Genomic DNA, 12432 nt, shown 5'->3' with positions numbered 1-12432 from the left:
AATCCCCAGACATTGAATGGATTACTGCAGGCGGCGGCCAAAACTCACGGCATAAGCACTGGGGCGAGCCAGCAATATCGGGTCATCGCTCGGCTCTATGCCATCAACCAGATTGAGCGGGCTGAACATCACCTGTCTTTCATAGCTGGCGCCATCGGCCTTGATCGCCTTGATTTGCAGCGTGCCCAGCTCCACCACGCGGCGTGAGTCGGGCCACGACACGGTAGCGTCATTCAGCGTATCGTCCGCTTCGGCAATCTGCACCGAAATCTTGTAGCTATAAGCTCCGGACTTCAGTCTGGCGGGCAGCTCGTTCATCAGGTAATTGGCATCGGCTGCCTTGGCGGCTTCTGGCGAGAGGAATTTCTGACCAGTCACCGGCTCAATGCGGTAGCGACCGTAGTGGGTTTCGCCCTTGGCATTGGTGAACTTGAACGCATTCACGCCAAAAAAGGCCTGGGTGGCAAAACTTTCAGGTGGCAGCTTTGGGGTGGTCACAAACTTGAGCGCGGCCGGATGGCTGCCCAGGTATTTTTCAATCGTGGAGGGTTTGGTGGTTTCCTTGCCGGAAGCGGCCACGGCATTCAGCAGGCCCAGAAAGTCTTCAGGCGTAGCCGACGGGAAGCCATTCACCGAGATGCATACCAGGTCAGCCAGGCTTTGGTCGGGCAGGTTGAAACGGATGGCGATGCCCTTGGGGAATGCATTGCCATCAGCATCCGGAATATTCGGCACGCCAGTCGCATCCGAATAGCGCACGGTCACAGGATTGGAGCTGGTGAATATGCTGGCCTTGGTGATCTCGGCGGCACTGGCGGCTGGCGTGAATACGCCTTCAGCGACTATGCCTTTGGCGTGGTTGGCTCGAAATTTCGGGTGTGGCCCGCCGGCAAGCTGGGTTAGGGTATCCACCAGCTGTTCGGTGACTGGTTTGGCATCATCTGCCAGGGCAGATGCCGATACGCTCGCCAGCAGCAGTAAAAGCACAGGTTTTAAAGCAGTGTTCATGGAAGCTCCCAATGATAGTTATTTTTCACAAAGGGTAGAGGCAACTGACTCAAATGTATTGAATAAGATTGACTGTGCTCTACCGGGCTAACGCAATGGCGGCTCGTCCTGCAGCCTTGCCTGGCAACACGGGTGGTCCCGTTGGGTATTGCTGAGTATGAGTATTACGCGATCTTCCCGATTGATCAATTTTGTTTATTTGATCAGGGCCTTGGGATGACAAGTGTCATGAGTTGCATGACCATTTAACCTGGCGCCAGGATGGATATGCTTTGGATTAGGCTTGAAGCCGTATAGAGCGCTTTACCTGCGGCTATCGCGCGCACGGCGGGATTTAACTAGTGGCCAAACCTCTTCCGGGATTTCAGGCAGGCATTCAAAGCCCGGTTTCGCGAAAAAATATCCCTGGAACAACGTGACACCTTCGTCGGCCAGGGTCAGGCATTCCTCTCTGACCTCTATGCCTTCAGCAATCACCTGGATAGAGAGTTCACGGCAGATCGACAGAATGCCGAATACCAGTGCCCGGCGAACACGGTCCTGATGGATATTGCGGGTCATTGCCATATCAAGTTTGATGATGTCGGGCTGCCAGTCGGCGAGCAGATTGAGCCCGGCGTAACCTGCACCAAAGTCATCAATGGCGGTGGTGAAGTTGTGCTTTTTGTATTCAATGAAAATATTGCGCAGGTGCTCGTTATCAATCACGCGCTCGCCTTCCGTGACTTCAAACATGATCCTGTCTGTAGGAAAGTTGACTTCGGCGGCGGCTTCGAGGGTGGCGCGTATGCAGGTTTCAGGCTTGTAAACGGCATTGGGTAGAAAGTTGATGCTGAGCATGCCTTGCAAATTCAGCTGTTGTGCCAGGTCGATGGCTTTGACGCGTATGGATTGATCAAACAGGTAGCGGTTTTCATCGTTCAGCTGGGAAAGGATGCTGGCGGCACCTTCATTGTTGATGCCGCGCACTAGGGCTTCGTAGCCGAATACGCTGTTGTTCGAGATATCCACAATCGGCTGAAATGCCATCGTGAAGTCGATGCCGAGCTTGGTTTTGTCTCTGCAAGCTTTGCAGCCGACTGGAACGAAGTTGTCTAACATACCCATGGTCTATCTACCTCCAGTGCGTTGTCTACCAAGACCAACGTCTAATTTAGCATGATTTGAATACAGGACTGCTGTGCATCAGGATGGGTCGCGCTGGTTACCATCAAAGCAGCGAATATTGCGCCGTAGCGGCAAGTGCGGTGTGGTCAAAGCGCTGTACGCGGTTACGCCCCAGGTTTTTGGCCATATACAGCGCACGGTCGGCCTGCTCGATCAGCAGGTCCAGTGGTGGGTGCTGAGACTGGGTGCTTGTGATGCCTATGCTGACCGTGAGTTTGATCGGCGTTAAGTCTGGGCCGATGTTGACCATGGCTGCCTGAATCAGGGTGCGGATTTTTTCGGCAAACATGCAGCCCTCTTCCAGGTTGCTGTTACCTAGCATGCAGATGAACTCTTCCCCGCCATGCCGTGCCGAGATGTCGTGTATGCGCGAATTATCTTTCAGAATGCCACCAATAAAGGTCAGTGCCCAGTCGCCTGCGGAGTGCCCGTAGGTATCGTTCACCGCCTTGAAATGGTCAATGTCGATGATCATGATGCAGCTTTCACAGGCATGGCGCTGTGCCCGTGCATATTCGATATTGGCGGTCTCATAAAAGCCGCGGCGATTTTTAAGGCCGGTCAAGAAGTCGGTGGAAGATTGCAGGGTCAAGGTTTTTACGAGCTCATCGCGCTCTTGTTCCAGGCCGATGCGGGCATTGATCTGACGATTAAGAGTGTTGATGCCTTCCATGACCTCGGCAATTTCTTCCGGCAGATTGTTCGAGTGGGTAATTTCCTGAAAATTGCCGGCACCAATCGCTTTCAGGGCATGAGAGGCCTGCATCATCGGAACCACGACCTGTTGATGGATAATGCGTAACTTCTTGATGGTCAATCCCAGGAAAACAAGCATGAGGATGCTCACCACACTCAACGCCAGCAACGAATCTTCTTTGGCCTTGATCGTGCTGGCTTCGGCTTCAGCCAGCAGGGCATCCCGCAGGGTCACAATCGAATTCATCAGGGGCACATATATTTTATAGAATGTGTCAGGGCTAGGCAGTGTTTCCAGATTGCTTGATGTTTCGATGCTGGCAAGATAGGCATGCGCATCTTCAAAGTACTCTTCCTCCATTTTTGCTTTTGCATTGGCAATTTCTGGAGGCAACGTTCCCACCGCCAAATGAGCGGAGAGACGCATATGCAATTCTTCGATATGCCCTTTCAGGCGCTCCAGCTTCAGCTGTTCTTTGAAGGTTCTTTCGCGCTTGAAGCTCAGCGAGGGGGTAAGTGCTGACCCTAATTGCCCCGCATATTCGCGCAATGTAGCAGCCAGGCGAGCTTCGGTAATCAGCAGGCTGATGGCCGGTGAGGAGGTAATAACGTCGTTGCTGAGCGTTGTGATCAATGGCCTTATTGTGCTTATAAAGCCAACCATGCGCTCAATCTGTGCGCTTATGCGTTCATTTCCGCGTTCTTGCAGGGGAATGTTTGCCAGGGTGTCTATCGTTTCCCTTTCTTGCTCCAGCTCCAGCGCCAGCTGTTTAAGTTCACTGGTCAGGTTGTTCGATAGCGTACTACAACGAAGGGTAGCGCAGAGGCGTGCATACGCATCATCCGTTTCTGTTCTTGCCAGCTTCAGGGTCTCACGTAATGAGCCGTCATCGGTATCAGCGTTTCCGAGAATGGCATTGGTGGGCCCACGTTCACGCGAGAGTTTTTCTGCATAGAGCAACAGGAGCTTGAGTTTGACAGTGGACTGGTGGGCGGCGCTGGCCCGTCTGAATTCCTGCCACTCCACGGTGATTAAGAATGTGGCGAGGCTGATCAGGATAAGCAGCGATGAAATGCCAAAGGTAATAAAGCTCTTCATCAGACTGCTGGTCTTGCCTGCGGAAGAGATTCCGCTCGGATCGATGGTGCTTACCATCTTGCATGACTCCATTGCCATCTCGGGATATCACCGATTCGGAAACGCAATTTTGTTTTTACGATAGCACTGTGGTTGGAAGACATGATATGGCGACTTTCAGAAGCTCTCTGGCGAGACTTATGGTTTTTCTAAACTCTACCAGTACAAACTGGCTAGCTGTAACCATATCGGCATTTTTTGACAGTACTTAAAGCCGCCCGGACGGTATATGCCTAATAAAAAAGGGCCTTGCGGCCCTTGGATGTTTTGCTTTTTGGCTTAATTCCCGTATTTAGTTGGTGTCTGCTGGGCTGGGAAGCTCATGTTCAAGCATATAACGAATGATCCTGCGCATCATGGGGATGCTGTTTTGCAAGGAGAGTTCAGGGTTCCGGATCAAGCGTATGGTGAGCCCCTCGAATAAGGAGGCCAGCAGATTGCAGGCAGTATCCAGTGATTCTTCTGAAAAGTCGGAATTGCGCTGAAGCAGCCCTTTGCGCAGATAACGCTTGATGCTTTCCATGGCGGTGGTCTCTGCCCGCCGGATGATGCTGGCGATGCGGGGATTACGCGCCGCCTCAGCCACGATTTCCAGCAGTAGCGCCGCATCGGGATCGTAAAATGCATCGGCAGCGCTCTGCTCCACATCCGCCACCAGGGCGTCAAAAATATCGCCCTCGCCACGGCTTTGCTCAATACGCTCTGGAATCTGCAATATTTTCAGCAGGTCATTTTCCACAATGGCTTCAATGATGGCTTCTTTATTCTCAAAGTAATGGTAGATATGGCCGACGCTCATCCCGGAGGCTTTTGATAACTGGGACATGCTGGTGCCATGAAAACCATGCGCCCTGAAGCATTCCGTGGCTGCCGTCAGCACCTGGTTGCGCCGGAGGTCGGCCCGGCTGATGGGCTGGGAAGTGGTCATTACGTCTCCTAACATCAAAAAATGTAAAAAAGTTGCCTTTTGCGTAGTTTATATTAGAATGATCGCTCAATCTAGAATGATCGATCTAAATTTTAAGTGTTCTGTGCAAGCAATACCTTCACGGGGTAAAGGAAAGCCATATGAAATCCAATCTAAAACACATGCGCCTGTCAGCCATTTTGTTGATGTTGCTCGCTGGGAATGCGCTCCTGGCCGGATGTCATCAAGGGGGTGCGCCCGCAGAAAACCCGCCAGGTGCGGCACAGGTTGAAGTCGTGACGGTTCAGCCACAGTCGGTCAACCTGACGACCGAGCTGGCCGGACGCACCTCACCTTTCCTGGTGTCAGAGGTCCGCCCGCAGGTGGGCGGCATTCTGCAGAAGCGCTTGTTTGTAGAGGGCGCTGATGTGAAAGCTGGTCAGCCCTTGTATCAAATTGATCCCGCGACTTACAAAGCGACACTGGATAGTGCGCAGGCCAGCCTGAACAAGGCCGAAGCCAATCTGGTGGCCGCAAAGAGCAAAGCGACCCGCTATGGCGAGTTGTCGACCATACAGGCCGTCAGCAAGCAGGATCTGGAAGATGCCCAATCCTCGCTAGGCCAGGGGCAGGCCGATGTGGATGTTGCCAAGGCTACCTTGCAGACAGCGAGAATCAACCTGGGATTCACCAGCGTGATTGCCCCCATTTCGGGCCGGGTCGCGAAGTCCAATGTGACGCCAGGGGCGCTGGTAACTGCCAATCAGGAAACCGCGCTGACCACCATACAGCAGCTTGATCCGATATATGTAGATGTGACGCAGTCCAGCGCCGAGCTGTTAAGGCTACGCCACCAATGGGAAAGCGGCATGCTGAAAAAGGCCGGGGAAAACCAGGCCGAAGTAAAGCTGGTGCTGGAAGATGGCAGTAGCTATGGCTTGAACGGCAAGCTTGCCTTTACCGATATTACTGTGAGCCAGACGACCGGCACCGTTACCCTGCGCGCCGTCTTCGCCAACCCCAAGGGTGTGCTGTTGCCCGGTATGTATGTGCGTGCCGTGCTGGAGCAAGGGGTGGATGACCGCGCTATCCTGGTGCCACAACGCAGTGTGAGCCGTGATTCCAAGGGTAACCCCATGGTGTTAGTGCTGGGCCGCGATGGCAAGGTAGAAGCACGCAATATCGAGGCAGACCAGACACAGGGTGATCAATGGCTGGTGCATAAAGGCCTCAATGCCGGGGATCAGGTCATTGTGAACGGTTTGCAAAAGATACGTCCCGGGATGCCGGCACAGGTGGTATCGCCCGATAAAACCAGTGCTAGCAAGCAAATCTAGGGGCTGATCATGTCTAAATTCTTTATTGATCGTCCCATTTTTGCCTGGGTGATCGCCATAGTCATCATGCTGGCCGGGGTACTCGCCATCCGCTCGCTACCGATTGCCCAATACCCGCTGATTGCACCACCTTCGGTCTCCATCACGGCCACCTACCCCGGTGCCTCGGCAAAGGCTGTGGAAGACAGCGTGACGCAGGTGATCGAGCAGAAGATGAAAGGCATTGATCACCTGACGTATATGTCTTCCACCAGTGATTCGTCCGGCAGTGTGACCATCACCCTGACGTTTGATGCGGGTACCAACCCGGATATTGCCCAAGTGCAGGTGCAGAATAAACTCGCGCTGGCAACGCCGCTGTTGCCCGAAGAAGTGCAACGTCAGGGGGTGCAGGTAGCCAAGGCTTCCAGCAATTTCCTGATGGTGGTCGGCTTTATTTCCGAAGACAACAGCATGTCGAATATCGACCTCGGCGATTATGTCGGGTCGAACATCCAGGATATTGTCAGTCGGGTTAACGGCGTGGGCGATACCCAGCTGTTTGGCAGCAAATATGCGATGCGCATCTGGGTCGATCCCGCCAAGCTGCATAACTATGCACTGACCCCGGCGGATATCAGTAGCGCCATCACGGCACAGAATGCCCAGGTATCTGCAGGCCAGATTGGTGGCATGCCCGCCAGTCAGGGGCAGGAACTCAATGCCACGGTGACTGCGCAAAGCCGCTTGCAAACACCGGAGCAGTTCGGCGACATACTGCTGAAAAGCACTACCGATGGCGCAGCCGTGAGGTTGCGTGATGTTGCGCGCATCGAGCTCGGTGGGGAGAGCTACGACGTGGTGGCCCGCTACAACGGCAAACCGGCCACTGGTCTGGCGATCAAGCTTGCGACTGGTGCCAATGCGCTGGATACGGCAGAAGCCGTGAAGGCCAAGCTCGCCGAATTGCAGCCCCTGTTCCCGCAAGGCATGAAAGCCGTGGTGCCTTATGACACCACGCCCTTTGTCAAAGTGTCGATTGAAGAAGTGATCAAGACGCTGATTGAAGCCATCATTCTCGTGTTTCTGGTGATGTATGTGTTCTTGCAGAATTTCCGCGCCACGCTGATTCCAACGATTGCGGTGCCCGTAGTGCTGTTGGGGACCTTTGGCGTGCTGGCGGCAGCGGGCTTCTCTATCAATACGCTCACCATGTTTGCCATGGTGCTGGCGATCGGCCTGCTGGTGGATGATGCGATTGTCGTCGTCGAAAACGTGGAACGGGTGATGCAGGAAGAAGGATTGTCACCCAAGGAAGCGACCCGCCGCTCCATGGAGCAGATCACCGGGGCGCTGATAGGCATTGCCCTCGTGCTTTCTGCCGTGTTTGTGCCCATGGCATTCTTCGGCGGCTCTACCGGCGTGATTTACCGTCAATTCTCCATCACCATCGTCTCGGCCATGGCGCTCTCCGTGCTGGTAGCGCTGGTTCTGACCCCCGCCTTGTGTGCAACCTTGCTCAAGCCACATAGCCATGGTCATGCAAGCACGAAACGCAGCCTGTTCAGCAGGATGTTTGGCGGATTCAACCGTGGCGTGGAACGTACCACCAGGTTGAATCAGTCTCTGGTGCAGCGCATGCTGAACCGCCTGGGCCGCTATGGGATTGTGTATGGTCTGATTGTGGTTGTCATGGGCGTGCTCTTTATGCGCCTGCCTTCCTCCTTCCTGCCCGATGAAGACCAGGGCATTCTGTTTACCCAGGTGATATTGCCCGCGGGCGGTACCACGGAGCGTACACAGGCTGTATTGAAGCAAGTCGAGCGGCATTTTCTGGAAGATCAGAAAGAAGCCGTTAATTCAGTGTTTACCGTCTCTGGCTTCAGCTTTGCCGGTAGCGGGCAGAACAACGGCATTGCCTTTGTGAGCATGAAGGACTGGTCTGAACGCAAGCGCCCCGATCTGAAAATAACCGCCGTCGCCGGTAAAGCCATGGGCTACTTTTCACAAATCCGCGAGGCGATGGTATTCGCGTTTATTCCGCCTGCCGTGGTGGAGCTGGGCAATGCCACCGGGTTTGACTTGCAACTTCAGGACCGGGCTGGCCTGGGGCATGAAGCGCTGATGCAGGCACGCAACCAGCTGCTGGGCATGGCATCGGCCAACCCTGCGCTGGTCGGCATTCGGCCTAACGGGCAGGAGGACTCACCCGAATACAAGCTGGACATCGATCGCGCCAAAGCCAATGCGCTGGGCATCTCGCTGGCGGATATTAATTCTTTGCTATCGACCGCCTGGGGTAGCTCATATGTGAATGACTTCATTGATCGTGGCCGTATCAAGCGGGTTTACCTGCAAGGCGATGCTGCTTCCCGCATGGACCCCAAGGATTTTGACAAATGGTTCGTCAAGAATGCCAATGGCGAGATGGTGCCATTCTCTTCGTTCGCCACGGCTCACTGGGCTTATGGATCACCACGACTGGAGCGCTATAACGGCTTGTCATCGACAGAAATCATGGGGTCGCCTGCCCCTGGTCACAGCACAGGCGAAGCCATGGCGATCATGGAATCGCTAGCCGCTCAATTGCCACCAGGCATAGGTTACGAGTGGACCGGACTTTCCTATCAGGAGCGCATGACCGGCTCGCAGGCGCCCGCGCTGTATGCCCTGTCATTGCTGATCGTGTTCTTGTGCCTGGCGGCCTTGTATGAAAGCTGGTCTATCCCGTTTGCGGTCATGCTGGTGGTGCCGCTGGGGGTCGTGGGTGCCTTGATTGCCGCTTCCTTGAGAGGGCTTTCCAATGATGTGTATTTCCAGGTCGGCCTGTTGTTGACCATAGGCTTGTCGGCCAAGAATGCCATCCTGATCGTGGAGTTTGCCAAGGAGCAAATGGAGCAAGGCAAGGAGATGGTGGAAGCCACGCTGGAAGCCTTGCGATTGCGCTTCCGGCCGATTGTGATGACCTCGCTTGCGTTCATTCTGGGCGTATTGCCACTGGCTGTCTCCAGCGGAGCAGGCTCTGGTGCCCAGAACGCACTGGGTACTGGCGTGATCGGCGGCATGATTACCGCCACCGTGCTGGCAGTGCTGTTTGTACCGCTGTTCTTTGTAGCGGTACGCAGAGGTGTTCAATGGATAAGCGAACGCAGCAAAAAGGAACAATGAAAATGAACAAGTATAGTTATCCTCTTGGAATCGTCGCCCTTATGCTGGCCGGTTGCATGAACATGCAACCCAAATACGAACGGCCAGCTGCGCCGATTCCCGCCCAGTGGCCAGCCACGAAGGATGCCGTGCAGAAGCAGGCCACGGCACCTGCGGTATTGGGATGGGAGCAGTTTTTTACCGACCCAGATTTGAAAAAGCTGATCCGGCAGGCGCTGGAAAACAATCGTGACCTGCGCGTGAGCACCTTGAATATTGAAAAGGCGCGTGCCCAGTATCAGATCCAGCGGGCAGATCTTTTTCCCAAGATCAATGCGACGGGCAGTGGCACCAATCAACGTACGCCAGCGGCAGCATCCACTACCGGCGCTACGCTGTTGACCCATCAATATTCGGCAAACCTGGGTTTCTCGTCGTATGAGCTGGATTTCTTTGGCCGTGTCCGCAGTCTGCGTGACCAGGCGGTATACCAATACCTGTCTACCGAAGAAGCCAGACGTAGCGCCCAAATCACGTTGGTGGCCGAGGTGGCGAATGCCTATCTCACCATGGTGGCGGATATGGAAAGCCTGGAATTGGCCCGGGAGACCTTTCGTACGCAGCGCGAATCCTATGACATGACCAAACGGCAGCTGGAGTTTGGCAGCGTCACCGAGCTCACCTTGCGGCAAGCCGAAACCACTGTGGAGTCTGCGCGGGCCGATGTAGCCAAATACATGACCCAGGTCGATCAGGACAGAAATGCCCTGGTATTGCTGGTGGGGACTGCGCCGGAGGTCAAGCTTGACGAAATGCGCTCGCTGAAAGCCGTCTCTCAAACCGCGACCCTTCCCGATGGCCTGCCTTCCACCGTGTTGCAAAACAGGCCCGATGTGCTGGAAGCCGAGCGGGATCTTCAAGGCTACAACGCTAATATTGGCGCTGCCCGCGCTGCGTTTTTCCCCACGATTTCCCTCACTGCCAGTGCAGGGCTGGCCAGCAATGAGTTGGGGAGTCTGTTTAACGGAAACAATCGTGCATGGAGCTTTGCACCGCAGATCGTGTTGCCCATCTTCAATGCCGGGCTGAATAAAGCCAATCTTAAGGTGGCGGAAGTGAACCGTGATATCAGCGTGGCGCAATACGAAAAAGCCATCCAGACGGCCTTCAAGGAAGTGTCTGACTCGCTTGCCCAGCGCGCCACGCTGGAAGAGCAATTGTCAGCCCAAACTGCCCTGACGAATGCTACCGAGCGAAGCTTTACGCTGTCCCGTCTGCGCTTCGAAAAAGGCCTGGATAATTACTTGACCGTGCTGGATGCCCAACGTAGCTATTATTCCGCCCAGCAGAATCTCATCACGGTGCGGCTATCGGATGTCTCCAACCAGGTCACGCTGTACAAGGTGCTGGGGGGCGGGGCGTTCTGAGTGTTTGGCTGACACATCGCCAATCAGTGGACTGCAAGGCATAATGAAAACATCATTATTTGTGAATTACACTGGGCCATGGTGGAAAAATCAGCCACATTAATCACGCTGAACAAGGCGGCTGCTGAGCCCATACACCTGCAGATTTACACGCGCTTCAAAGAAGCCATTGAAGGTGGTTTGCTGAATGATGGAAACCGGGTGCCCTCTACCCGCGTGCTGGCCAGCGCGCTTAACGTGGCGCGCGGCACGGTGGAAAGTGCGTATTCCATGCTGCTGGGCGAGGGCATTTTTGTCTCGAAAGGGCAGGCAGGTACGTTTGTGCATGCGCCCTTCCGGCCAGTCGGTAAAAGCGTGTCCGCCCCTGTCCGGCCACCAAAGGCTTCTTCCCTGTCGCATCCCGGGCCTGTGCCGGTTGCCAGCGGGCCTTCGCATGTTTTTTTGCCGGGTAGTCCGGCATATGATGCCTTCCCCAGAAAAATATGGTCCCGACTGGCATCCCGGCGATTGCGCAGCCTGTCCGCCCATGATTTTTCTTATCGCGATCCTTTGGGCTATTTGCCCTTGCGGCAATCAATAGCTACCTATCTTCGCTTGTCGCGCGGGGTGGTGTGCGAGCCGCAGCAGGTGTTTATTACCGTGGGCTACCAGGGCGCGCTGGATTTTCTCTCGCGCTGCCTGAGTCTGCGTGGTGCCGATGTCTGGATGGAAGATCCCGGATATATTCTGGCGACCCGCATGCTGGAGGATCTGGGTGCCCATCTGGTACGCGTGCCGGTGGACCATGAGGGCATGGTGGTTTCTGAAGGCATACGCATGTCTCCCCACGCCAGTCTGGCGATTGTCACGCCATCGCATCAAAGTCCGCTCGCCATGGCCTTGTCCTGGTCGCGGCGCATGCAGTTGCTGGATTGGGCCGGAAGCGCTGGCGCCTGGGTCATTGAGGACGACTACGATGGCGAGTTTCGCTATTCCGGTTACCCCTTGCCCTCGCTAAAAAGCCTGGATCAGTATGATCGCGTCATCTACGCGGGCACCTTTAGCAAAACGCTCTTCCCTGCCCTGCGGCTGGGTTATCTGGTAATGCCGCAGAGTCTGGTGGATATCTGCACCGAGAAGGCAAAGCTCTATCAGCTGGGCAGCTCGATAGGCCCGCAGATGGTGGTGAATGACTTCATTGCCGAGGGGCATTTTTCACGACATCTTAAAAAAATGCGGTCGCTGTATGCCGAGCGCCGGGAGATGACCCGCAAGGTGCTGATGGATGTGCTGGGCGACCACATTGAGATCAACGCGCACAAAAACGGCATGCATTTCGCCGCCAAGATCATCAGCCAGCACGCTGACAAGAATATTGTCAGCGGCTTCAACCAGCTCGGTTATGGCATACACGCCTTATCCAGCTGGACGGCCCATGCCAGACAGCCAGCGCATCCATCCCGCGCTGACTCCCCGCACAATGGCCTCATCATCGGCTTTACCAATATTGCCAATGCCAGGACAGCCGAACATGCCGCGCGGCAGCTGCAAGGCTTCTTTACCTGATGTCTGGCGGCTGTTGCCCGCCTGATCATTTTGCTTCATAGGCGCTTCTTTTAACACTCGCTGCCATTCATGGCCTACTCG

At 54.9% G+C, this 12432-nt stretch carries 8 protein-coding genes; 4 read left to right on the top strand and 4 right to left on the bottom strand.

Going from position 1 to position 12432, the window contains the following annotated elements; all coding sequences use genetic code 11:
• Window positions 1-21: 21 nt before the first annotated feature.
• The 4 genes from LG204_RS01345 to LG204_RS01330 form a co-directional block, all read right to left on the bottom strand.
• On the bottom strand, window positions 22-1008 hold the full coding sequence (locus LG204_RS01345; RefSeq protein ID WP_230335597.1) for a catalase family peroxidase: 987 nt from the start codon (window positions 1006-1008) through the stop codon (window positions 22-24).
• A gap of 303 nt (window positions 1009-1311) precedes the next feature.
• Window positions 1312-2115: an EAL domain-containing protein gene (locus LG204_RS01340; protein ID WP_230335596.1), complete on the bottom strand. Its 804-nt coding sequence runs from the start codon at window positions 2113-2115 to the stop codon at window positions 1312-1314.
• A gap of 103 nt (window positions 2116-2218) precedes the next feature.
• Window positions 2219-4027, bottom strand: coding sequence for a GGDEF domain-containing protein (locus LG204_RS01335; protein ID WP_230335595.1), 1809 nt, complete (start codon window positions 4025-4027; stop codon window positions 2219-2221).
• Window positions 4028-4301: 274 nt separating this feature from the next.
• The gene (locus tag LG204_RS01330) at window positions 4302-4937 is read right to left on the bottom strand and encodes a TetR/AcrR family transcriptional regulator (RefSeq protein ID WP_230335594.1); all 636 of its coding nucleotides are present in this window, start codon (window positions 4935-4937) and stop codon (window positions 4302-4304) included.
• A gap of 140 nt (window positions 4938-5077) precedes the next feature.
• Here LG204_RS01330 and LG204_RS01325 point away from each other — a divergent pair, with 140 nt between their 5' ends.
• The 4 genes from LG204_RS01325 to pdxR all read left to right on the top strand — a co-directional run bounded on the left by LG204_RS01325 (window position 5078) and on the right by pdxR (window position 12351).
• Window positions 5078-6253: an efflux RND transporter periplasmic adaptor subunit gene (locus LG204_RS01325; protein ID WP_230335593.1), complete on the top strand. Its 1176-nt coding sequence runs from the start codon at window positions 5078-5080 to the stop codon at window positions 6251-6253.
• Between the two features lie 9 nt (window positions 6254-6262).
• Window positions 6263-9400 (top strand): efflux RND transporter permease subunit, encoded by a 3138-nt coding sequence (locus LG204_RS01320; protein WP_230335592.1) that lies wholly within the window; start codon window positions 6263-6265, stop codon window positions 9398-9400.
• A 2-nt stretch (window positions 9401-9402) separates the two neighbouring features.
• Window positions 9403-10806 carry an efflux transporter outer membrane subunit gene (locus tag LG204_RS01315; protein ID WP_230335591.1) on the top strand — a complete coding sequence of 468 codons (1404 nt, stop codon included), beginning with the start codon at window positions 9403-9405 and terminating at the stop codon, window positions 10804-10806.
• Between the two features lie 78 nt (window positions 10807-10884).
• Window positions 10885-12351: a MocR-like pyridoxine biosynthesis transcription factor PdxR gene (gene pdxR, locus LG204_RS01310; protein ID WP_230335590.1), complete on the top strand. Its 1467-nt coding sequence runs from the start codon at window positions 10885-10887 to the stop codon at window positions 12349-12351.
• Window positions 12352-12432: the final 81 nt, after the last annotated feature.

Source organism: Methylovorus menthalis, from assembly GCF_020523625.1.
Taxonomy (GTDB): domain Bacteria; phylum Pseudomonadota; class Gammaproteobacteria; order Burkholderiales; family Methylophilaceae; genus Methylovorus; species Methylovorus menthalis.
Note: the sequence above shows the minus strand (reverse complement) of the source record. Positions and strands in the feature narration are given on the sequence as shown.

What these genes read in the sequence shown, in the direction of transcription:
- LG204_RS01345 (WP_230335597.1), bottom strand. Translation starts at nt 1,008, where the DNA reads ATGAACACTGCTTTAAAACCTGTGCTTTTACTGCTGCTGGCGAGCGTA.
- LG204_RS01340 (WP_230335596.1), bottom strand. Translation starts at nt 2,115, where the DNA reads ATGGGTATGTTAGACAACTTCGTTCCAGTCGGCTGCAAAGCTTGCAGA.
- LG204_RS01335 (WP_230335595.1), bottom strand. Translation starts at nt 4,027, where the DNA reads ATGGTAAGCACCATCGATCCGAGCGGAATCTCTTCCGCAGGCAAGACC.
- LG204_RS01330 (WP_230335594.1), bottom strand. Translation starts at nt 4,937, where the DNA reads ATGACCACTTCCCAGCCCATCAGCCGGGCCGACCTCCGGCGCAACCAG.
- LG204_RS01325 (WP_230335593.1), top strand. Translation starts at nt 5,078, where the DNA reads ATGAAATCCAATCTAAAACACATGCGCCTGTCAGCCATTTTGTTGATG.
- LG204_RS01320 (WP_230335592.1), top strand. Translation starts at nt 6,263, where the DNA reads ATGTCTAAATTCTTTATTGATCGTCCCATTTTTGCCTGGGTGATCGCC.
- LG204_RS01315 (WP_230335591.1), top strand. Translation starts at nt 9,403, where the DNA reads ATGAACAAGTATAGTTATCCTCTTGGAATCGTCGCCCTTATGCTGGCC.
- pdxR (WP_230335590.1), top strand. Translation starts at nt 10,885, where the DNA reads ATGGTGGAAAAATCAGCCACATTAATCACGCTGAACAAGGCGGCTGCT.